Origin of the sequence: Streptomyces sp. NPDC085900, assembly GCF_044540925.1 — a bacterium.
In the GTDB taxonomy this organism is placed as follows: domain Bacteria; phylum Actinomycetota; class Actinomycetes; order Streptomycetales; family Streptomycetaceae; genus Streptomyces; species Streptomyces gilvifuscus.
The window spans coordinates 93,309-115,299 of record NZ_JBITSP010000004.1 but is presented as its reverse complement, the minus strand read 5'-3'; the positions used below and the strand labels follow the sequence as shown (position 1 = coordinate 115,299).

The following is a 21,991-nucleotide window of genomic DNA, read 5'->3' as shown; positions in this document are numbered from 1 at the left end:
GAGAGGATGGGGAAAGCGGAGGAGCCTCCGTTAAGCCACCGTAGCACTACCGGAGGAGCCTCCGTTTTGAGTTCGTCCGAAGCCTCATCGGCCCGCCGCCCCGAGGGAACCCCGGATGCCCGTCGTCCGGACGGGTCGCCGGATGCCCATACCTCGGCGGACACCCCGGACGCCGCCGGCCGGCCGGTGCGTCGTGATGCGCGGCGCAACCGCGAGAAGCTGATCGCCACCGCCCAGGCCGCCTTCGCGGCGGCGGACGGCCCGGTCGCGCTGGAGGCCATCGCCCGGCAGGCCGGGGTGGGGATCGGCACCCTGTACCGCCACTTCCCCACCCGCGAGAGCCTGGTCGACGCCGTGTACGCCGCCGAGCTCGACGCCGTCGCCGCGAGCGTCCCCGCGCTGCTGGAGCAGCACCCCGCCGACGTCGCGCTCCGGGCCTGGATGGGCCGTTACGCGTCCTTCGTCGCCACCAAGCGGGGGATGATGGACACCCTGCGGGCGGGCTTCGCCACCGGACGCATCGCGCCTCCCTCGCGGGAACGGGTCACCGCCACCATCGCCGGGTTCCTCGATCGGGGCGCCGCGCAGGGCACGCTCCGCGCCGACGTGGACGCCGCGGACGTCACGACGATGCTCGTCGGCGTGTTCTTCGCCATCGCGTCCAACTCCCCCCAGGGGCAGACCGATCGCCTGCTCGACCTCATCTGCGACGCCCTCGCGCCGAGAGGCGGGCGAAACCCGTAAAGCATTGCCGTGCGAGGGGTGTTGACGGTCCGAGCGGACACCCTAAGATCCCTGCTGCTCGAAGTACCGACCGCTGTACGAAATGTCGAACGGTCTGTCACCAAGGAATGAGCCGCATGCCTTCAGAAGCCGGAGTGCCCCGCAGAACCGTCCTCACCGTCCTGGGGGCCGCGTCCGCCGCATCTCTCGCCGGGACCTTCGCCGCCGCCCCCGCCGGGGCCGCCCCACTCACGGGAACGACCGCCGCCGCCGCGACCGCGGACCTCCCCGCCGCTGCCGCCCACTGGACCTTCGACGAGGGTTCGGGCACCTCCGCCGCCGACTCGTCGGGCAACGGCCGCACCGCGACCCTCCAGGGCGCCGCCGGCTGGGACACCGGCAAGACCGGCGCCCACAGCCTGAGCCTCACCGCGGGCGGCGACGCCACAGCGTCCGGACCGGCCCTCGACACCTCCAAGGCGTTCTCGGTGGGCGTCTGGGTCAATCTCGCCCAACTGGGCGGCTACCAGACCGCCGTGAGCATCGACGGCAGGGTCGTCAGCTCCTTCTACCTGGGGCTGCGGGACGACACCGGCACCTTCGCCTTCGCCCGGCTCGCCTCGGACGCCACCCAGAACGCCGCCGTCGCGGCCGCCGCCTCGGCGCCCACCACCGGCACCTGGACCCACCTGACCGGGGTCAGCGACCCGGCCGCCGGCGTCATCCGCCTCTACGTCAACGGCGTGCTGGAGGGCGAGGCCGCCTACACGGCGGGCTGGGCCGGCAGCGGCGACACCGCCGTCGGCCGTGCCCTCTACGGCGGCGGCCACGTCGACCAGTGGCACGGCCTGATCGACGACGTGCACATGTTCCCGGCCGCCCTGACCGCCGAGCAGGTCGCGGCACTGGCCGGAGTGCCCGTGGAGAACACGACCCCGCTGCTGAGCGTGGACGTCGGCAACCCCGCGCACGCCGTGTCCCCGATCCTGCCCGGCTTGATGTTCGAGGACATCAACCACTCCGGCGAGGGCGGCATCTACGCCGAACTCGTCCAGAACCGCTCGATGATGGCCGACGACACCGCGCCGCTCCACTGGTCCGCCGTCGGCGGCACCACCCTCTCGCTGGACACCGACACCCCGCTCAACACCGCGCTCGACCGCTCCCTGAAGGTCGAACTGCCGAGCGGCACGGGCGCCGGAAACCGCGCCGGCGTAGCCAACGACGGCTTCTGGGGCATACCCGTGCGCCCCCGGACCACCTACACCGCCCGGCTGTTCGCCAAGGCCTCGCGCCGTATCGGCCCGCTCACCGTGGCCATCGAGTCCGCGGACGGCGCCACGGTCCACGCCTCCGCCCACGTGCCGCACATCGGCACCGCCTTCCGCGACCGCCCGTTCGAACTGACCCTGCGCACGGGTCCGGGCGCGCCCGTGACGGGTGACGCGAAGCTGACCGTCACCACCGCCGACCCCGCCGCCGCGGGCGAGACGCTGTGGCTCCAGCACGTGTCCCTCTTCCCGCCGACCCACCGCAACCGGCCCAACGGCCTGCGCATCGACCTGATGGAGAAACTGGTCGCTCTCAAGCCGAAGTTCCTGCGCTTCCCTGGCGGGAACTTCCTCGAGGGCAACACCATCGCCACACGGTTCGACTGGAAGAACACCATCGGCCCGGTCTGGGAGCGCCCCGGCCACATGGACGACGCCTGGGGCTACTGGTCCACGGACGGCCTCGGACTCCTCGAGTACCTGCAATGGGCGGAGGACCTGCACGCCCAGCCCGTCCTCGCCGTGTACGCCGGCTACTCGCTCCACGGCGCGCACGTCACCGGCGACGCCCTCAAGCCGTACATCCAGGACGCGCTCGACGAGATCGAGTACGTCACCGGCCCGGTCACCAGCGAGTGGGGCGCGCGCCGGGCCGCCGACGGACATCCGCGGCCGTTCCCGCTGGAGTTCGTGGAGATCGGCAACGAGGACTGGTTCGACGCCTCGGGGTCGTACGACGAGCGGTTCGCGGCCTTCCACGACGCGATCAAGGCGAAGTACCCGCACTTGAAGCTGATCGCCACGACGACCGTGCGGAGCCGCACGCCGGACCTGATCGACGAGCACTACTACCTCGCGCCGTCCGCCGCGCAGGCCTCCACGCACAAGTACGACAACCGGGACCGGAGTTCGACCAAGGTGTTCGTCGGTGAGTGGGCGGCGCAGGAGGGCCGTCCCACGCCCGACCTGAACGCGGCGCTCGGCGACGCCGCCTGGCTGGCCGGACTGATCCGCAACTCCGACCAGGTCCTCATGGAGTGCTACGCCCCGCTCTTCTCGCACGTCAAGAACAACGTGTGGGCCACCAACCTGATCGCCTACGACAACCTCGACAGCTATGTGTCGCCCAGCTACTGGGCACAGCAGATGCTGACGAGCAGGCTCGGGAGGACGGTGCTGCCGGCCACCGCGCGGGCGCTGCCGGGTCTCGCCACCGTGGCCACCCGCTCAGGCGACCGCCTCTACCTCGCGGTCGTCAACTCCGGTACGGAGAAGCTGAATGTGCCGGTCGAACTGAGGGGGCTGGTCAAGGGGGTCAGGAGCCGGGCCACCGCGACGGTCCTCACGGGTGCCTCGCGCACGGCCACCAACACCCTGACCGCGCCCGACACGCTGGTGCCGAGGACGAGCACCGTCACCGGCGCGGCGCCGTCCTTCACCAGCGTCGTACCACCGCTCTCGGTGACCGTGCTGGAACTCCGGCTGACCTGATCACTTCCGGTCGCCGCGGCTAGAGCGGCGCAGGAGAGGAGGCGCCCGCCAGCAGCAGACGGGGCGTTCCCGTGCCGTCCGCGGGGACGCTCCACAGGTCGCTGGTGCCGACCTTGCCGTCCGTCGGAAGGGCGTAGGCGACGGTGTGGTCGTCGAGCCAGGTGGCCTGGTCGTCGACGCTGTGGCGCTCGGCCAGCGGGGTCTCCTTGAGCGTCCTGAGGTCGAGGACGTACTCGTGCCACAGGTCGGTGCGCGACAGGATCCGCTTCTTGAAGGCGACGCGGGTCCCGTCGGGGGAGAGCGAGGGGCACTCGACGTTCTCGACCAGCGTCGTGACCGTCCGCCGGGAGAGCGAACCCCGCACCAGATAGGTCTTGTTGGCGGTGTTGAGGGTGGCGTAGAAGGTGTCGTCGTCGGAGGCGAAGGTGACGCCCCAGAAGTTGATGTCCGAGGCGTGGTAGGGCTTGCCGTCCTTGACGACGGAGAACGTCTCCAGGCTCGGGGTCAGCTTCATGGTGCGGGTGTCCAGGACCGAGGTGCGTGTGGAGAAGAACGCCGAGGAGTAGGACTCGCCGGAGACGAACACGGTCCAGGCGACGAAGCGGCCGCTGGGCGAGACCCGGGCCCGGCTGGGTGTGCCCGCGAGCGCGAAGGTGTGCCGGGTGCTCAGGTTCGCGTCGAGCAGCAGGGCGCGGTTGCTCTGCTTGAGGACGCCGGTGGTGGACTGGAGGCAGACGCCCGTGCCGGCCGCCGCGTAGAAGCGTGCGCACTTCAGGTCCGAGGCGGTGCGCCGGCCCTTGGGATCGGCGGACGCGACGGAGGCGACCGCCGTCCGGTGCGGGCCGGCGGCGCCGTTGACGAAGACCAGCCGCTGTTTCTGGCGGAGCGTCAACTTGCCGTCGTCCACCGCGGGTCCGCCCGCCTGTGGCCGGTTCTGGCGGTCCGCGCGGGCGGCGGCGTGCAACACCACGCCGGTGCCCACGCCCGCCAGCACCAGGACCGCCGCGACGAGTACGAGCAGGCGGCGGCGCGTCGATGTCATGTGGATCCTCGTGGTTCGGGTCGCTGAGGTGGTCATCGGGTCTCGTCGGCGGGTCGCAGCACCACACCCGCGACGGTGGCGCAGCACAGCAGGCCGGCCGCCGAGCCGGCCAGGGCCGGGCCGGGGCCCCACATCGTCCAGGCGGCGCCGAAGGCGAGGGAGCAGCAGAATCTGGCCAGCGCCTGGCTGGTGCCGACGATGGCCAGGCCGCTGGCGCGCAGATGGTCGGGCACGACACCGGCCAGGGCGGCCGGGAGCACTCCGTCCGTGGCCGCGTAGAACACGCCGTGCAGGGCGAGGACCAGGAAGGGGAGGGCCGGCGTGGCCGGGGCCCAGAGCAGCAGCGCGTAGCCGGTGAGCAGGACCGCGTGCCCGGCGAGGAACACGGTACGGCGCCCGATCCGGTCGGCCAGGGCGCCGACGGGCACGGCCAGCAGCAGGAAGACGGCGGCGGTGCCGAGCGGCAGCAGCGGGAACCACTCCTCGGCGATACCCGTGCGCCGTTGCAGCAGCAGGTAGACGAACGCGTCGCTGACGGTGGTCAGGCCGAGCAGTGCCGCGCACCCGGCCAGCGCGCGCAGTCGGGGCAGACGCAGCAGGGCCACGGCCTCGCGGACCCGGACGGGCTGCCTGTCACCGCCCCCCTCGTCCGCCGCCGCGGTCGTGCCCGCGCCCGATGCTCCCGGGTCCCCCGCCGCCCGCCGTCTGCCCGGCACGAACAGCACCAGTACCAGCACGCCGAGCACGGCGACGCACGCGCTCACGCCGAACACGGCGTCGTAACCGTCGGCCGCCGCGCGCAGGATGAGGAAGGCCGTGAGCGGGCCGAGCAGTGCGCCGGTGGTGTCCATCGCCCGGTGCACGCCGAAGGCCCGGCCCTGTCTCTCGGCGGGCGTGGACAGGGAGATCATCGCGTCGCGCGGGGCGGTGCGCAGGCCCTTGCCGGTCCGGTCCAGGGCGAGGACCGTGCCGAGCGCGCCGACACTGCTCGCGAGCAGCAGCAGCGGCTTGCACAGCGCGGACAGCCCGTAGCCGAGCCCCGCCATCAGCTTGTGGTTGCGCACCCGGTCGGCGAGGTGCCCGCCGGTGAGCTGGACCAGCGCGCTGACGCCGTTGTAGACGCCGTCGAGGGTGCCGAAGCCGAGCGGGCTGAAGCCGAGCGTGGTGACGAGGTACAGCGGCAGGACGGCGGTGACCATCTCCGAGGAGATGTCGGTGATCAGGCTGACCGTGCCCAGGACGAGGACGACCGGGGCGACTCCGGTCACCGGTCCGCGTCTTCGGCCCTGCTCGGCGGCGCCCGGCTTCGGGGGCGCGGAGCGATCGGTGAGGTACAAGTGGTGGCTCCCGGTACGACGGTCGTGCGATCAGTTCTGCCGGCTGCTCTCGTCCCGCAGCCAGGTGCCGAAGTCCTGTGCGCGAATGGCCTTCCGGGACCCGCGCCGGGCGGCGAGCGCCGCCGCGACGAAGACCGCGACGCTCGGGAGGAGCCCCGGTTTCTCGCGGACGATGGCCTTCAGGTCCGCCTTGCTCGTGCGCGCCGAGGCCTGCTGCGGTCCCTGATGCTGTTCGACCTGGGCGGTGGAGACCGCCGCCCGGATGCGCCGTCTGATCAGATCCGGCCATGTGCGGGGCGGTCGGATCACGACGCCGGCGGCGTCGACCACGCGCCGCTCCCGCGCGGTGAACGCCAGGGAGGCGGCCAGGTCGTCCGCCATCAGCGGCGGCAGCGCGGAGAGCCGCGCGTGCCCGGCCTTGGATACGGCGATGACGCCCCGGCCGAAAAGCCCCTCGCGTACGGCGGGCAGCCGCTGCCACACCCGGTAGTAGGCGCGCACCCGCCAAACGCAGCCGGCGAGCGGAATGCGCCGTTGCGGGGCGGTGGCCAGGATGCCCGAGGTCTCGTCCTCCAGGGGCTCGGTCAGCTTCCGCACGTCGGCGCCGCCGATCACGACGTCGGCGTCCACGTAGACGCGGGGGAAGCCGCGCGCGTGGTCGTCACCTGCGCGCAGGGCGGCGTGCTTGGACGGGACGGGGATCTCCACCACCCGCACGCGCGGGCCCCGGGCGGCCGCGACGCTCGCGGTGTCGTCCGTGCAGCCGTTGCACACGACCACGATGTCGGGGTCGTCCTCGGAGGCGGAATCGGCCAACAGCGCGTCGAGGAGTCTTCCGATGACAGGCGCCTCATTGTGGGCCGGGATCACGATGCTCGTCACGCGGGCAGTATGCCGCCGGTGTCACTATTGCGACATGTGTTTCGTCCAACTGTTCCCGACACTGCGCCGCGTGGTCTAGATTGATGGCGGCCGGACCGGTTTGGGTGGGGAACTTGTTCTTGACTGCATGTCACGGTACGGCTGAGTGACACGTTTTGATCAATCAGTAGCCAGCATGCTGGGTGCATGAGGCGGTTGGGGAACCGCCGAAGCTCCCATCGCTTTCCAGCGCCCTCTCTTCGAGGGCGCTTCGGTCAGGGGTACCGCGCATGTGGTGGGGGGCGCATGACCATTGAGGTCACGCATGAGCAAGTTGGTGTGGATCACAGACGTCCACCAGCTCGCCGAAGACGTTGGGAACAGAAGTACCGGATTCTTCTCCTGGCCGCGGACGGCTTCGCAGCCGCAGCCGCGGCCTTCCTGGTCCACGCGGCCTACGGCCGGTGGGCGGTCGCCCTGGTGCTGCCGCCGACCTGGATCGTGGCCATGCTCGCCCACCGGTCCTACGACCGCGGTGTGCTCGGCCTGGGCGTCGAGGAGTACCGACGGGTGCTCCGCGGGGCCGTCGCGCTGCCGGCGCTGGCCGCCGTCGCGTACTGGCTGTTCAGGCACGATGCGGGGCTCCTCCATGACATGATCATGGCGGTTGTGCCGGCCGCGGTGATCGCCCTCGCGGTCCGGTACTGGCTGCGCCGCCGCCTGCACCGGCGATGGGCGCGCAGCCCCGACGGAAGCGCGACGCTGCTGGTCGGACCGGCCCACGGGGTCGCCGAACTGATCGCCGTACTGCGGCGCGGCGGCACCCCGCGGCTCCAGGCCGCCGGGGTCTGCCTGACCGACCCGGAGAACGCCTCGCAGATCCGCAGGCTCGGGGTCCCCGCGCTCGGCGGTGTCGGTGACATGAACGACGTCGTGCGTGCCCTGGGCATCACCACCGTGGTGGTGCTGCCCGCCCCCGAGCTGGACGCCTCCGTCCTGCGCCGGATCTCCTGGACCGCGGCCGTGCAGGGCGTCGACTTCCTGCTCGCCCCCGTGCTGACCGACGTGTCCGCCGCCCGCATGGCCGTGCGGCCCACCAACGGGGTGCCGCTGGTGCGGATCAAGCCCCCGAACCTCTCCCGGGTCTCCCGGCTGCCCAAGGAACTGCTGGATCGTTCCCTCGCGGCCGCGCTGCTGCTGTTCCTCGCCCTGCCGATGCTGCTGATCGCCCTGGTCGTCCGGCTGGACAGCCCCGGCCCCGCGCTCTTCCGGCAGCAGCGGGTCGGCCGGTACGGCGACCACTTCACCATGTTCAAGTTCCGCACCATGCGCTCCGACTCCGAGGCCCTGCGCGCGGAACTGGAGCACCTCAACCAGAACAGCGACGGCCTGCTGTTCAAGGTGAAGAAGGACCCCCGGATCACCCGGGTCGGCTCCTTCCTGCGGCACAGCTCGATCGACGAACTCCCGCAGCTCATCAACGTCGTACGGGGCCAGATGTCGCTCGTCGGCCCGCGTCCGCCGCTGCCCGAGGAGGTCGAGGAGTACACCTCGGACATCAAACGCCGGCTGCTGGTCAAGCCCGGCCTCACCGGGCTGTGGCAGGTCAGCGGCCGCTCCGACCTGCCCTGGGACGAGGCCGTCCGGCTCGATCTCGGATACGTGGACAACTGGTCGATGGGCCTCGACCTGTCGATCCTGGCGCGCACCGGGTCCGCGGTGGTGCGGGGAACGGGGGCCTACTGATGGACCGCCCACTGAAGGACCACAGGAAGAGGAAGACAGTGACGCAGGAGCCGTTGGGGGTCGCCGTCGTCGGGGCCGGCTACTGGGGCCCCAACCTCGTACGCAACTTCCAGGCCAGCGAGCGGTTCCGGCTGCGCTGGCTGTGCGACCTCGACGTGGAGCGGGCCCGGCGGGTCCTCGGCGGCTACTCCACGGTCCAGGCCACCGCGGACTACGCGGCCGTCCTCGCCGATCCCGACGTGGCCGCCGTCGCCGTGGCCACGCCCGCCGGCACCCACCTCGACATCGCCCTGGCCGCCCTGCGCGCCGGCAAGCACGTCCTGGTGGAGAAGCCGCTCGCGGCGACCTACGCCGACGGGGTGCGTCTGGTGACCGAGGCCGAGGAACGCGGCCTGACCCTGATGTGCGACCACACCTACTGCTACACGCCCGCGGTGGGCCGTATCCGCGAAATGGTCCGGGCCGGCGATCTCGGCGAGATCCACTTCGTCGACTCGGTCCGGATCAACCTCGGGCTCGTGCAGAAGGACATCGACGTCCTGTGGGACCTGGCCCCGCACGACCTGTCCATCCTGGACTTCATCCTCCCCGCGGGCGTCGAACCCGTCGCCGTCGCCGCCCACGGCGCCGACCCGATCGGCGCCGGACAGGCCTGCGTCGCCTATCTGACCCTCACGCTCAGCACCGGGGCCATCGCCCACGTGCACGTCAACTGGCTCTCCCCGACCAAGGTGCGCACCACCATGGTCGGCGGCTCCAAGCGCACCCTGCTCTGGGACGACCTCAACCCCCTGCAGCGGGTGGCCGTCTACGACCGCGGCGTGGAGATGGCAGCACCGCAGGAGATCGGCGCCGACGAGCGCCGGGAGATGCTCGTCTCGTACCGCTCCGGCGACATGGTCGCGCCCGCGATCGGCGAGAAGGAAGCGCTGCGCAGCATGGTCGACGAGTTCGGCGACGCCATCAGGGCGGGCCGGGCGCCGCTCACCGACGGCCGGGCCGGCCTGAGGGTGCTGGACATTCTCGAGGCCGCGTCCCGGAGCCTCGAGTTCAAGGGCGCGGTCGTCGGCCTGCGCGCCGGGCGTTGACAGATCCGAAATCGCTGAGAGGTAACAGCACTTGAGCAGCGTACGAGGCAAGAAGATCCTGGTCACCGGGGGAGCGGGCACCATCGGCTCCAATCTGGTCGACCTCCTGGCCGAGGGCGGCGCCCGCGAGATCGTCGTGCTCGACAACTTCGTGCGCGGACGGCGGGCCAACCTCGCGAAGGCCCTGCCCAGCGGGGTCGTGGAGATCGTCGAGGGCGACGTCCGGGACGCCGAGACCGTACGGAAGGTCATCGAGGGCGCCGACCTGGTGTTCCACCTGGCCGCGATCCGCATCACCCAGTGCGCGGAGGAGCCCCGGCTCGCCAACGAGGTCCTGGTCGGCGGCACCTTCAACGTCCTGGAGGCGGCGGCCGAGGCCGGCGTCGGCAAGGTGATCGCCTCCTCCTCGGCCTCCGTGTACGGCATGGCCGAAGAGTTCCCGACGACCGAGCGCCACCACCCGTACAACAACGACACCTTCTACGGCGCCGCCAAGGCCTTCAACGAGGGCATGCTGCGCAGCTTCCACGCCATGTACGGCCTGGACTACGTGGCCCTGCGCTACTTCAACGTCTACGGCCCCCGCATGGACATCCACGGCCTCTACACCGAGGTGCTCATCCGCTGGATGGAGCGCATCGAGGCGGGCGAGCCGCCGCTGATCCTCGGCGACGGCACGCAGACCATGGACTTCGTCGACGTCCGCGACATCGCGCGCGCCAACGTCCTGGCCGCGGAGTCGGACCTCACCGACGAGGTCTTCAACATCGCCAGCGGTACGGAGACTTCGCTGAAGGAACTCGCCGAAGGCCTGCTGGAGGCCATGGGCGCCGACGGCCTGGAGCCCGAGCACGGGCCCGCCCGCGCGGTCAACGGCGTGGTCCGGCGCCTCGCGGACACCTCGCACGCCGCCGAACGCCTCGGGTTCACCGCGCGGATCGACCTGCGCACCGGCCTGCGCGACCTGGTCGAGTGGTGGCGCGCGGAGCGGGAGGCCGCCAAGTGAGCTCCGACCGCATCCCGGTGATGATCCCCTGGCTCGGCGAGGAGGAGGCCCGCGCCGCCTCCGACGCCGTGCTGTCCGGGTGGGTCGCCCAAGGTCCCCGCGTCGCCGAGTTCGAGCGTGCCTTCGCCGAGCGGGTGGGCGCCGAGCACGGCATCGCCGTCAGCTCCTGCACGACCGCCCTGCACCTCTGCCTCGTCGCGCTCGGCCTCGGCCCCGGCGACGAGGTCGTGGTGCCGTCGCTGTCGTTCATCGCCACCGCCAACGCCGTACGGTACGTCGGCGCCGAGCCGGTGTTCGCCGACGTCGACCTCGCCACCGGCAACCTGACCCCGGCCACCGTCGACGCGGTCCGCACCGCCCGCACCAGGGCCGTCCTCGCCGTCCACCAGGGCGGCGTACCGGCCGAGGTGCACGCCCTGCGCGCCGCCTGCGCCGAGTGGGACCTGCCCCTGGTCGAGGACGCCGCCTGTGCCATCGGCTCCACGGTCGGCGGCAAGCCCGTCGGGCACGGCGCGCTGCTCGCCGCCTGGTCCTTCCACCCCCGCAAGGTGGTCACCACCGGCGAGGGCGGCATGATCACCACCGACGACGCCGAATGGGCGGCCCGGCTGCGCCGGCTGCGCGAGCACGGCATGAACGCCTCCGCCGCGGACCGGCACGCGAGCAGCAGGCCGGTCCTGGAGAGCTACCTGGAAGTCGGCTTCAACTACCGGATGACCGACATCCAGGCCGCCGTCGGCCTGGTCCAGCTCGGCAAGCTCGACACGATGATCGCCCGCCGCCGCGAACTGGCAGCCCGCTACGACGCGTTGCTGCACGACGTCCCCGGCCTCACCCCCGTACGCGACCCCGGACACGGGCAGAGCAACTTCCAGTCCTACTGGGTGCTGCTGGAGGAGGACTTCCCCGTCGGCCGGGACGACCTGCTCGCCGCGCTCGCCGAGGCCGGCGTCTCCGCGCGGCGCGGGATCATGGCCGCGCACCTCGAACCCGCCTACGCGGACCACCCGAGCGCACCGCTGCCGGTCAGCGAACGCCTCACCCGCGACTCGCTGATCCTTCCCCTGTTCCACACCATGACCGAGGACCAGCAGGACCGCGTCGTGGCCGCACTGCGTGAACAGGCGGGCGGATGACGGAACTTGTCATCATCGGCGCGGGCGGCTTCGCCCGGGAGACCGCACAGGCCGTACGGGACGCGGGCGGCTTCGAGCTGCTCGGCCACCTGGACGACAACGCGGCCCTGCACGGCACCGCGGTGGACGGCGTACCCGTCCTCGGCGGCTGCGACCTGGTCCACCGACTGCCCGGCGCCCGGGCGGTGGTCTGCGTCGGCAACCCCCGGGACTACGCGGCCCGCGCCCGCCTGGTCCGCAGGCTCGCCCTGCCCGCGGACCGCTACGCCACCGTCGTCCATCCGACGGCGTCGGTGTCCCGGTCGTCCCGGATCGGCCCCGGCTCGGTGCTGCTCGCGCACTGCGCGCTGACCGCCGCCGTGCGGGTGGGCGCGCACGTCGCCGTGATGCCGCACGTCGTCCTCACCCACGACGACGTGGTCGAGGACTTCGCGACGCTCGCCTCCGGAGTACGCCTGGGCGGCGGAGCGCGGCTGGAGCAGGGGGCCTATGTGGGCTCCGGCGCGCTGGTCAGGGAGGGTACGACGGTCGGCGCCTGGTCGCTGATCGGGATGGGCAGTGCCGTGCTCGGCGATGTGCCGCCGGGCGAGGTCTGGGTGGGGAGCCCGGCCCGGCGGCTGCGCGCGGCGGACGCGCCCGCGCTCGACGAACTCGCAGTACCGACAGTGGGGGGACCGCTGACATGAACCAGATTCCGCTTGTGGACCTCAAGGCGGCCCACGAGGAGGTCGCCGACGAGGTAAGGGCCGGATTCGAACGGGTCCTGGCGAACACCGCGTTCGTCGGCGGTGACGAAGTCCGCCGATTCGAGCGCGAGTACGCCGAGTTCGGCGGCGTCGCGCACTGCGTGGGCGTCGCCAACGGCACCGACGCCGTCGAACTCGCCCTGCGGGCCAGCGGAGTGGGCCCGGGCGACGAGGTCGTGGTGCCCGCCAACACCTTCATCGCCACCGCCGGCGCGGTCGCCCGGATCGGCGCGCGCCCGGTCCTGGCCGACTGCCTGCCCGACAGCCATCTCCTCGACCCGCAGGCCGCGCTGGACGCCGTCGGCCCGGCCACGCGGGCGGTCGTACCAGTGCACCTCTACGGCCAGATGGCCGACGTGACGCCCCTCATCGCCCAACTCCCGGACCAGGTGCGGGTGGTGGAGGACGCCGCCCAGTGCCAGGGCGCCACCCGCGACGGCCGTGCGCCGGGCAGCGGCGGCATCGCGGCCACCAGCTTCTACCCGGGCAAGAACCTCGGGGCCTACGGCGACGCGGGCGCCGTGCTCACCGACGACGAGGAACGCGCCGGCCTGGTGCGCGCGATCGCCAACCACGGCGGGGTCGCCAAGTACCGCCACGACGTCCCCGGGTTCAACAGCCGCCTGGACGGGCTGCAGGCCGTCGTCCTGCGGGCCAAGCTGGCGCGGCTGGCCGACGGCAACGCGGCCCGCCGGGCGGCCGCCGCCCGCTACGACGCACTGCTGGCCGACCTGGCCGACGCCGGCCGGGTCGTCCTCCCCGTGACCGCGCCGGGCAACCTCCACGTCTGGCACCTGTACGTCGTCCAGGTCGTCGGCGCCGACCGGGACGACGTCGTCGGCAAGCTCAACGCGGAGGGCATCGGCGCGGGCGTGCACTACCCCGCCCCGGTCCACCTCACGCCGGCGTACCGCCATCTCGGCCACCGCCGGGGCGACTTCCCGAACGCGGAGCAGGCAGCGGACCGCATCCTCTCCCTGCCGCTCTACCCGCAGATCACGCCCGAGCAGCAGCAGCGGGTCGTCGACACGCTCGCCGACGCGCTGGGCATCTGACCGCCCCCCACGCCTTACCGCCGGCCCACGGGTCGGTCCTGCACAGCACCGCTGAGAGGTACGCATGAAAAGATGGAGCAGACGGATCAGAGGCGGTCGCCTCGCCGTCGTAGCGGCATTGATATTGGCGGTGCTCCCGCTGGCCGGGTCCGCCCAGGCGGCATCCGATCCGTGCGGGTCGGGCTCCAACGCCATCGTCTGCGAGAACTCCAAGACGGGCAGCCCGAAGTCCGACTGGTTCTCGCCCAACGCCTACGGCGACATCAAGGGCTTCACCACCAAGGAGAGCGTCCAGGCGGGCGACACCGTCCAGTTCAAGGTCCAGTCGCCGGTCTCGTACAACATCCAGATCTACCGGCTGGGCTGGTACGGCGGCGACGGCGCCCGCCAGATGTCGACCGCGGCCCAGGCGGCCGTGACGTACCCGGCGAACTACACCTCCAAGGCCGCCAGTTGCACCACCAAGAGCAGCACCGGCCTGGTCGACTGCGGCAACTGGCCGGTGACCGCCACCTGGACCGTGCCCAGCGACGCCGTGTCCGGCCTGTACATCGCCAACATCACGCAGACCGACGGCGACGGCCTGATGCCGTACCCGTTCGTGGTGCGCAACGACGCCAGCACCTCCGACATCGTCGTACAGACCAGTGACCAGACCTGGCAGGCGTACAACGACTACGGCGGCCAGGACCTGTACGGCGGCACCGGGCCCGCGCCCGACGGCCGCGCCTACGAGGTCAGTTACAACCGGCCGCTGGACATCGGCGGCGACAACGGCATCTACGGCTCCGAGTACATGATGCTGTCCTGGCTGGAGCGCAACGGCTACGACGTCAGCTACACCTCCGGGGTGCAGGTGTCGTCCGCGGGCGGCGCCACCCTGCTGAAGAAGCACAAGGTGTACCTGTCGTCCGGCCATGACGAGTACTGGACGCAGAGCCAGTACTCCAACGTCCTCGCGGCCCGGAAGGCTGGGGTGCGGGAGGCCTTCTTCAGCGGCAACGAGGTGTTCTGGAAGACGCGGCTCGCGCCGAGCATCGACGGCACGAGCACGGCCGACCGCACCCTGGTCTGCTACAAGATGACCAAGATGGCGCAGAACAACGGGATCGCCGATCCCAGCGGCGTGTGGACCGGCACCTGGATGGACCCGGCCAGCACCAACTACGGGCAGACCTACCAGCCGCCGAACATCCTCACCGGCTCCATGTTCACCGTGAACGGCTACCGCGCCGACGCCATCACCGTCCCCGGCTCCTACGGCAAGAACCGCATCTGGCGCAACACCTCCATCGCGAACCTCACGTCCAGCCAGACCGCGACCTTCCCGACGGGCACCCTCGGCTACGAGTGGGACAGCGACCTCGACAACAGCACCCGGCCCGCCGGCGCGATCGACGTGTCGTCCACGACCGTCGACATCAACGACGGCAAGCTCCGCCAGGACTGGGGCAACCTCTACGGCAACGGCACCGCCACGCACAACCTCGTCGAGTTCCGCGACCAGGACTCCGGGGCGCTGGTGTTCGGTTCGGGAACCGTGCAGTGGTCGTGGGGCCTGACCAACGTGCCCACCTACGACCCCGCCGACACGGTGGTCACCGAGGACTCCCGGATGCAGCAGGCGACGCTCAACGTGCTCGCCGACATGGGTGTCCAGCCGCTGACCCGGCAGAGCAACCTCGTCGCGGCGACGGCCTCCACCGACACCAGTGGCCCGGCCGTCACCGTGACGAGCCCGTCCTCCGGGGTCACCGTGCCCGCGCTGAAGCCGGTCACCATCAAGGGCACCGCCAGTGACTCCGGCGGCGTCGTGGCCCGGGTGGAGGTGTCCACGGACGGCGGCACGACCTGGAAGGCCGCCACCGGCCTGACGTCCTGGAGCTTCAGCTGGACCCCGACCACCCCGGGCTCGGCGTCCATCAAGGTCCGCGCGGTCGACGACAGCGTCAACATCGGCGCCGTCACCACCATCCCGCTGACCGTCGGACCCCAGGCCTGCCCCTGCACCATCTGGCCCGCCTCCGCCGTGCCCGGCACCGTCAACGGGGGCGACGGCGGCTCGGTGGAGCTCGGCGTCAAGTTCCGCACCACGGTGGCCGGTTCCATCACCGGTGTCCGCTTCTACAAGTCCCCGGTGAACACCGGCACCCACATCGGCAACCTGTGGACGGCATCCGGCACCCGCCTGGCCACCGGCACCTTCACCGGCGAGACGGCCTCCGGCTGGCAGCAGCTGAACTTCTCCACCCCGGTCACCGTCAAGGCCAACACCACTTATGTCGCCTCCTACTTCGCGCCCAACGGCGGCTACTCGTACGACACAACGTTCGCCGGCAGTGACGCCGGACTGGCCCCGCTGACGGCCCTGAAGTCCGGTACCGACGGCGGCAACGGCGTCTACCACTACGGCTCCTCCAGCGCCTTCCCGTCCTCGCAGACCTCCGGCAGCAACTACTGGGTCGACGTCGTGCTGGACACCTCGACGGCCAGCACCACCCCGCCGACCGTCACCTCGACCTCACCGACCTCCGGGGCGACCGGCGCCTCGATCACGGCACCGGTGTCGGCCACCTTCAGCTCGGCCGTCGACACCGACAGCGTGACGTTCACCCTGAAGGACCCGGACGGCAACACCGTGCCGGGCGCCGTCACCTACCCCGCGTCGAACAAGGCGACCTACACGCCGTCGACGGAACTGGAACTGCACACCACCTACACCGCGTCCGTCCAGGCCTCCGACGTGTGGGGCAACGCCATGGCGGACCCGGTGACCTGGTCGTTCACCACCAGTTCCACACCGCCCGCGGTCACCTGCCCCTGCACGCTGTGGAGTTCCTCCGCGGTACCGGCCACACCCGACATGACCGCCGACCCCAACTCCGTGGAGCTGGGCACCCGGTTCACGTCCTCCGCGGCCGGCTGGGTCACCGGCGTCACCTTCTACAAGGGCACCGGCAACACGGGCACCCACACCGGCAGCCTGTGGAGCGACGACGGCACCCTGCTCGCCAGCGGCACCTTCACCAACGAGACCGCCTCCGGCTGGCAGACGCTGACCTTCGCCACTCCGGTGGCCGTCACCGCGGACACCGGGTACGTCGTCTCCTACCACGCGCCGAACGGCAACTACGCGGTGGACGGCGGCTACTTCGCGGCGGCCCACAAGTCCTATCCGCTCACGGCCACGGCCGACACCACCACCCACCACAACGGGCTCTACAAGTACGGCAGCGGCTCGGCCTTCCCCAACGGTTCCTACGGATCGTCGAACTACTGGGTGGGCCCCGTCTTCACCGCCGACAACCCGAGCGCGTCCCTGGCGTCGGAGACGGCCGCCTCGGAGGTGACCGCGTCCACCGTGGCGCACACCGCCGACGCGGCGAACGCCCTCGTCATGACCGTGCAGAAGAAGGCCCCGGTGGCGTCCGTGAAGGCGACCGTGACCGTGCTGAGCGGCTCCAAGGCCGCCCGGAAGCTCCACGTCACGGCCGTCGTCTCCTACAACCGGGCGACGCACAAGGTGTCCGTGCACCTGTCCTCGCCGCTCCCGGACGGCACCCGGTTCAAGGTCACGGTGACGGCCAGGGACAAACACCACCACACGGTGAAGTCCCACAGCTGGACCCTGACCGGCAAGACCACTTTCAAGAAGAAGAAGAACTGACGGAACCAGCACCGACCCGTCCCCACACACCGTCGGTGGTCCGCGCCAGCACGGCGCGGACCACCGACGGGGATTGGCTTCCCCACCGATGAGCAGCGTCAGTGTTGTGATCCCCTGCTACAAGTACGGGCACTTCCTCGCCGACTGCGTGAGCAGCGTCCTGGACGAGCAGGACGGCGTTGACGTCCGCGTACTCATCATCGACGACGCCTCGCCCGACGACTCGGCGGAGGTGGCGCAGAAGCTGGCCGCCGCCGACCCGCGGATCGAGGTCCACGTCCACGAGACCAACAAGGGCCACATCGCCACCTACAACGAAGGCCTCCTGGACTGGGCCGACGGCGACTACGTGGCCCTGCTGTCCGCCGACGACCGGCTGGTCCCGGGCGCGCTCGTCCGGGCCGCCCGGCTCCTGGACGCCCACCCCGAGGCGGGCTTCGCCTACGGCCGGCCCCTGCGCTTCCAGCACGGCGGACCACTGCCCAAGGCCCGCACCCGCAGCACCGGTTCGGTCGTCTACCCCGGCCAGTGGTGGCTGGAGCGCCGCTTCCGCGAGGGCACCGGCTGCATCACCTCCCCGGAGGTCGTCGTCCGCACCGGCCTGCAGCGCAAGGTCGGCGGCTACGACCCCGCCCTGCCGCACGCCGGCGACATCGAGATGTGGATGCGGCTCGCCGCCCACGCCGACGTCGGCTACGTTCGCGGCGCCGACCAGGCCTTCTATCGCGTCCACGGCAACAACATGTCCACCGTCGACTTCGGCGGCCAACTCGACGACCTGCGCCAGCGCCTGGTGGCCTTCGACTCGGTGCTCGCCAAGTGCGCCGACCGGCTGCCGCACGCCGACCGCCTCGCCGACCAGGTCCACACCCGCCTCGCCCGCTACGCCCTGCGCCGCGCCTACCGGGCCTACGACCGGGGGCGCACCGCCGTCGTACCGGTCGAGGAGTGCGTCGCGTTCGCCGAGCAGTGCCTGCCCGACTACCGGAAGCTGCCCGAGTACCGCGCCCTGCGCCTGCGCAGACGCGTCGGGCCGAAGGCCATGCCGTATCTGCAGCCGCTGGTGTGGTCGGCCGTGGCCGAGCGCGGGCGGGAGTGGCTGTGGTGGGAGTCCTGGAAGCGCCGCGGTATCTGATGCGCGATCAGTTCAGCTCAGCCCGCCACCGGCACCCGGTCGGCGCCGCGGACCGTGCCCGGCGTGTCATCCTCGCGCCGTGCGCGGCGCAGCGCGAACCTGTCGAGCCACAGCGCGCCCAGCAGCCCGGTGGTCGCGCCCAGCAGCGCCGTACCCGCAAGGGCGCGGGACCTGTTGCCCTGCACCGGGGCGGCGCTCGGGGCGACCAGTACGGACGCCGTGATCCGCGAGCCGGGTGCGACGCCCTGCTTCTCCTGCATGGCCGCCACATGCCGGGAGTACACCTCGATGACCCGCTGGACCGCCGTGTCGGCCTCGACGGCGTCCCCGCGCCGCGCCTGCACCTGCACCGAGGGGATCAGATAGCGCGGCGTCGCACTGGTGCCGCTGTTGCGCGGGATCAACTGGTACGTCCCGTGCACGCCTGCGGCGGCCAGCTCGCCGCGTCCGGCGGGCGACTCGAGCTGCTGGATGACGCCGTAGGACAGCGTGGCGAGCGGCGGCTGGAGGTTCGTCAGCTGGTTCGGCTGCGAGCCGGTCACGGGCGGCTTGAGCACGACCACCGCCGAACTCAGGTAGCGCGGGGCCGGGTGCAGCACCTTGTAGGCTCCGGCGGCCGTCAGCAGGAGCGCCAGCAGCAGCACGTACCAGCGGCGGAGCAGCGCTTCGGCGACGTCACGAGGCGACACGGGGATTCCTTCCGTCGGCACCGATCCTCGCAGGCGCACGGGCGGTTCGCCACCAAAAGGGAGTTCTCATGAGCCTTGCCGACCTTTTGGCGATCATGCGCAGGCGTTGGTACTTCATGGTGCCCCTGACCCTGCTCAGCGTTCTCGCCGGCGGCTACCTGTACCGGACCATCCCGGTCTCCTACGAGTCGCAGAGCTCCGTCACGCTCCTCGACTCCACCGCGATCGCCGATCTCGCCCCGACCTTCGGCAACCCCCTGTCGAACGCGGGCGGTTCGCTGGTCGTCACCGCGGACGTGCTGATCAGGACGCTCCAGTCGAGCGACTCGGCCAAGGAACTGCACTCCCGCGGCGTCACCGACCAGTACACGGTCGGCTTCGCGCCGCAGGCCGACAGCCCGCTGCTCACCCTGAGCGTCACCGGCACCGACCGGGCGAAGGTGCTCCGGGAGACCACCACGCTGACCAAGTTCACCGGGGAGCAGCTCAAGGCCCTGCAGGCCGCCTCCAAGGTGCCGGCCGTGTACGCGGTGCAGAGCGCGCCGGTCGTCCTGCCGCAGACCCCGGTCTCGCAGTCCAAGGGCCGCTACCAGGGCATCGCGGCGGTCGTCATCGTCGGGATGGTCGCCGCCTTCCTGCTGTCCATCCTCGCCGAGGGCGTCGCGGTGGTCCGCCGCCGCGGCCGCGCCCTGGCCGGTTACGTGCCCCGGCGCCACCGCGCCCGGCCGCCCGAGCGGCCCAAGGGCCTGCTGGTGCGCAGACTGGACGCCACGACCGTCCTCAGCGGCTATCTGGCGCTGGCCTTCTTCGTGCCGTCCAACCTCACCCTGCCCGCGCTGGGCGGGGTCGGCACCCCCGCCAACGTCTTCGCCCTGCTGGGACTTCTCTGGTACCTCGCGACCTGGCTGGGCGGCCGTATCCTCCCGGCCCCGGGCACCCGGCTGCCGCGCGTGGTGATGTGCCTGCTGGCCGCGGCGGTGCTGCTGGCCTACCTGGCGAACGCCACCCGGGACAGCTCGCACGAGGAGGTCCTCGGCGCCGACCGCGGGCTCATCGGGCTCGGGGTGTGGGTGGCGCTGGTGGTGCTCTCCTCGGCCGGCATCCAGGAGCGCAGCCGACTGGAGACCCTGATGCGCCGGCTCGTCGTCCTGGGCACCGTGGTCGCCCTGATCGGCTACTACGACTTCTTCGCCGCGACGAACATCGCCGACTCCATCCACATCCCCGGCCTGCACTCCAGCACCGCCGGGATCAGCGCCATGGACCGCGGCTCGTTCACCCGGCCGCGCTCCACCACCGCCCATCCCCTGGAGTTCGGGGGGATGCTGGCCATCCTGCTTCCCTTCGCCGTCCACCAGGCCTTCGACCCGGTGCGCAGGCACGCGGGCGCGATGCGCCGCTGGGGCCCCGTGGCGATCATGGCGGGCGCCCTGCCGCTGACGGTGTCCAGGACCTCCATCATCGGCGCCTTCATCGTGATCCTGGTGATGGTGCCCCGCTGGAAGCCGCAGCGCCGCTGGGCCGCGATCGGGCTGATCCTGGGTTCCGTGGCCGGCTTCAAGGTGATCATCCCGGGCCTGATCGGAACCATCACCAACCTGTTCGCCACCTTCCTGTCCAACTCCGACAGCAGCACCCAGGCGCGCACCGTGAAGTACAGCGCGATCGTGCCCTATCTGGAGGAACACCCCTGGTTCGGGCGGGGGTTCGGCACCTTCACCCCGGACCTGTACTTCTTCACCGACAACCAGTACATGTTGACCCTGGCCGAGACGGGCGCCCTGGGGATGGTCGCGCTGCTCGCCCTGTTCGTCACCGGCATCCACCAGGGGGGTGCCATACGGCGCCTCGCCCGCACGGAGTCGGACCGGGAACTCGGCCAGGCCTTCCTCGCCTCGGCCCTGGTCGCCCTGGTCATCAGCGCCACCTTCGACGCGCTCAGCTTCCCCATGTACGCCGGGATGTTCTTCCTGACCCTGGGCGCCGGCGGCAGCTACCTGGGCTTCATCCGCCGCGAGGCCGCCATCGCGGCCCTCCCCGCCCCTCGTACGACGTCCGAAGTCAAGCTCCCCCAACTCGCGGAGTCCCGATGAGCACCGTCGCCGTCATCGTCGTCACCTGGAACAGCGCCGAGGTGCTGCCCGGGTTCCTCGCCGCGCTGCCCGACGGCATGGCCGGCCTCGACCACCGGCTGGTCGTCGCCGACAACGACTCCGCCGACGACACCGTCGAGGTGCTGCGCACCCTGGCCCCGGACGCCACGGTCGTCGAGACCGGCCGCAACGCCGGGTACGCGGCCGGCATCAACGCGGCGCTGGCCGCGGCGGGGGAGTACGACGCCGTCCTCATCTGCAACCCCGACATCCGCATGCGGCAGGGCTGCGCCAAACGCCTCCTCGACAGCCTCGGCCCCGGCGTCGGCATCGCCGTGCCCCTGCTCTACGAGGAAGGGCACGACACCCCGCACCGGTCACTGCGCCGGGAGTCGAGCGTGCTGCGGGCACTGGGCGAGGCCGTCATCGGCAACACCCGGGCCGGACGGTTCCCGGCCCTGAGCGAGCTGGTCACCGATCCCGTCGCCTACCGTCGGCCCACACGCGCGGACTGGGCGACCGGCGCCCTGATGGCCGTCTCCAGGGACTGTCTGGCCGCGTGCGGCCCGTGGGACGAGTCCTTCTTCCTCTACTCGGAGGAGACGGAGTACTGTCTGCGGGCCCGGGACCTGGGGTACGCCACGCAGCTGGAGCCCACGGCCGAGGCCGTCCACCTGGGCGGCGACTCCCAGGTGTCACCCCGCCTGTGGACCCTGCTCACCCTCAACCGCGTCCGTCTCTACCGGCGCCGGCACGGCCCGCTCGCCACGGCCGCCTTCCGTGCGGCCGTCCTGCTCCGGGAGACCTCGCGCGCGGCGCTCGGCCGCCCGGCCAGCCGCGCGGCCGCGGCCGCCCTCGCCCGGCCGGGGTCCCTGAGCGTCACGCCGGGTCCGTGACGGGCACGA

At 71.6% G+C, this 21,991-nt stretch carries 16 protein-coding genes; 12 read left to right on the top strand and 4 right to left on the bottom strand.

The annotated features are described in order from the left end of the window. Nucleotides 1-66: 66 nt before the first annotated feature. Nucleotides 67-744 carry a TetR/AcrR family transcriptional regulator gene (locus ACIGDI_RS14605; RefSeq protein ID WP_399895567.1) on the top strand — a complete coding sequence of 226 codons (678 nt, stop codon included), beginning with the start codon at nt 67-69 and terminating at the stop codon, nt 742-744. A 116-nt stretch (nt 745-860) separates the two neighbouring features. After that, nucleotides 861-3,485, top strand: a complete 2,625-nt coding sequence (locus ACIGDI_RS14600; RefSeq protein WP_399895564.1) for a LamG-like jellyroll fold domain-containing protein — start codon at nt 861-863, stop codon at nt 3,483-3,485. Nucleotides 3,486-3,504: 19 nt separating this feature from the next. Here ACIGDI_RS14600 and ACIGDI_RS14595 read toward each other — a convergent pair whose 3' ends face one another. From ACIGDI_RS14595 to ACIGDI_RS14585, 3 genes are read right to left on the bottom strand one after another with little or no spacing between them, the layout of a single operon-like run. After that, on the bottom strand, nt 3,505-4,527 hold the full coding sequence (locus tag ACIGDI_RS14595; RefSeq protein WP_399895561.1) for a TolB family protein: 1,023 nt from the start codon (nt 4,525-4,527) through the stop codon (nt 3,505-3,507). Nucleotides 4,528-4,559: 32 nt separating this feature from the next. Next, nucleotides 4,560-5,864 (bottom strand): MFS transporter, encoded by a 1,305-nt coding sequence (locus ACIGDI_RS14590; protein WP_399895558.1) that lies wholly within the window; start codon nt 5,862-5,864, stop codon nt 4,560-4,562. A gap of 30 nt (nt 5,865-5,894) precedes the next feature. Further along, nucleotides 5,895-6,746: a glycosyltransferase gene (locus tag ACIGDI_RS14585; RefSeq protein WP_399895555.1), complete on the bottom strand. Its 852-nt coding sequence runs from the start codon at nt 6,744-6,746 to the stop codon at nt 5,895-5,897. 318 nt (nt 6,747-7,064) lie between these two features. Between ACIGDI_RS14585 and ACIGDI_RS14580 the strand changes: the two genes are divergently transcribed. The 8 genes from ACIGDI_RS14580 to ACIGDI_RS14545 all read left to right on the top strand — a co-directional run bounded on the left by ACIGDI_RS14580 (nt 7,065) and on the right by ACIGDI_RS14545 (nt 18,304). Continuing rightward, on the top strand, nt 7,065-8,471 hold the full coding sequence (locus tag ACIGDI_RS14580; protein ID WP_399895552.1) for a sugar transferase: 1,407 nt from the start codon (nt 7,065-7,067) through the stop codon (nt 8,469-8,471). Nucleotides 8,472-8,509: 38 nt separating this feature from the next. Then, nucleotides 8,510-9,559, top strand: a complete 1,050-nt coding sequence (locus tag ACIGDI_RS14575; protein ID WP_399895549.1) for a Gfo/Idh/MocA family protein — start codon at nt 8,510-8,512, stop codon at nt 9,557-9,559. Nucleotides 9,560-9,590: 31 nt separating this feature from the next. Then, entirely contained in the window at nt 9,591-10,565 is a 975-nt protein-coding gene (locus ACIGDI_RS14570; RefSeq protein WP_399895546.1) for an NAD-dependent epimerase/dehydratase family protein, read from the top strand. After that, nucleotides 10,562-11,701 carry a DegT/DnrJ/EryC1/StrS family aminotransferase gene (locus ACIGDI_RS14565; RefSeq protein ID WP_399895543.1) on the top strand — a complete coding sequence of 380 codons (1,140 nt, stop codon included), beginning with the start codon at nt 10,562-10,564 and terminating at the stop codon, nt 11,699-11,701. Before ACIGDI_RS14570 ends, ACIGDI_RS14565 begins: the two co-directional genes overlap by 4 nt. Then, the gene (locus tag ACIGDI_RS14560; protein ID WP_399895540.1) at nt 11,698-12,387 is read left to right on the top strand and encodes an acetyltransferase; all 690 of its coding nucleotides are present in this window, start codon (nt 11,698-11,700) and stop codon (nt 12,385-12,387) included. Before ACIGDI_RS14565 ends, ACIGDI_RS14560 begins: the two co-directional genes overlap by 4 nt. Beyond that, entirely contained in the window at nt 12,384-13,502 is a 1,119-nt protein-coding gene (locus tag ACIGDI_RS14555; RefSeq protein WP_399895537.1) for a DegT/DnrJ/EryC1/StrS family aminotransferase, read from the top strand. The genes ACIGDI_RS14560 and ACIGDI_RS14555 overlap by 4 nt, the downstream gene beginning before the upstream one ends. A gap of 130 nt (nt 13,503-13,632) precedes the next feature. Then, nucleotides 13,633-17,169, top strand: a complete 3,537-nt coding sequence (locus ACIGDI_RS14550) for a DUF4082 domain-containing protein (RefSeq protein WP_399895534.1) — start codon at nt 13,633-13,635, stop codon at nt 17,167-17,169. An 88-nt stretch (nt 17,170-17,257) separates the two neighbouring features. After that, nucleotides 17,258-18,304 (top strand): glycosyltransferase family 2 protein, encoded by a 1,047-nt coding sequence (locus tag ACIGDI_RS14545; protein WP_399895531.1) that lies wholly within the window; start codon nt 17,258-17,260, stop codon nt 18,302-18,304. A gap of 17 nt (nt 18,305-18,321) precedes the next feature. Here ACIGDI_RS14545 and ACIGDI_RS14540 read toward each other — a convergent pair whose 3' ends face one another. Then, nucleotides 18,322-18,993: a hypothetical protein gene (locus ACIGDI_RS14540; RefSeq protein WP_399895528.1), complete on the bottom strand. Its 672-nt coding sequence runs from the start codon at nt 18,991-18,993 to the stop codon at nt 18,322-18,324. 68 nt (nt 18,994-19,061) lie between these two features. On the opposite strand from ACIGDI_RS14540, the gene ACIGDI_RS14535 reads away from it, so the two are divergent. Together ACIGDI_RS14535 and ACIGDI_RS14530 are read left to right on the top strand one after the other, a co-directional pair. Next, the gene (locus ACIGDI_RS14535; RefSeq protein ID WP_399895525.1) at nt 19,062-21,086 is read left to right on the top strand and encodes an O-antigen ligase family protein; all 2,025 of its coding nucleotides are present in this window, start codon (nt 19,062-19,064) and stop codon (nt 21,084-21,086) included. Beyond that, nucleotides 21,083-21,982 carry a glycosyltransferase family 2 protein gene (locus ACIGDI_RS14530; RefSeq protein ID WP_399895522.1) on the top strand — a complete coding sequence of 300 codons (900 nt, stop codon included), beginning with the start codon at nt 21,083-21,085 and terminating at the stop codon, nt 21,980-21,982. Before ACIGDI_RS14535 ends, ACIGDI_RS14530 begins: the two co-directional genes overlap by 4 nt. Nucleotides 21,983-21,991: the final 9 nt, after the last annotated feature.

Bases quoted from the DNA above. Each gene is read 5' to 3' on its own strand.
- ACIGDI_RS14530 (WP_399895522.1), top strand. From the start codon at position 21,083: ATGAGCACCGTCGCCGTCATCGTCGTCACCTGGAACAGCGCCGAGGTG.
- ACIGDI_RS14535 (WP_399895525.1), top strand. From the start codon at position 19,062: ATGAGCCTTGCCGACCTTTTGGCGATCATGCGCAGGCGTTGGTACTTC.
- ACIGDI_RS14545 (WP_399895531.1), top strand. From the start codon at position 17,258: ATGAGCAGCGTCAGTGTTGTGATCCCCTGCTACAAGTACGGGCACTTC.
- ACIGDI_RS14555 (WP_399895537.1), top strand. From the start codon at position 12,384: ATGAACCAGATTCCGCTTGTGGACCTCAAGGCGGCCCACGAGGAGGTC.
- ACIGDI_RS14600 (WP_399895564.1), top strand. From the start codon at position 861: ATGCCTTCAGAAGCCGGAGTGCCCCGCAGAACCGTCCTCACCGTCCTG.
- ACIGDI_RS14560 (WP_399895540.1), top strand. From the start codon at position 11,698: ATGACGGAACTTGTCATCATCGGCGCGGGCGGCTTCGCCCGGGAGACC.
- ACIGDI_RS14595 (WP_399895561.1), bottom strand. From the start codon at position 4,527: ATGACATCGACGCGCCGCCGCCTGCTCGTACTCGTCGCGGCGGTCCTG.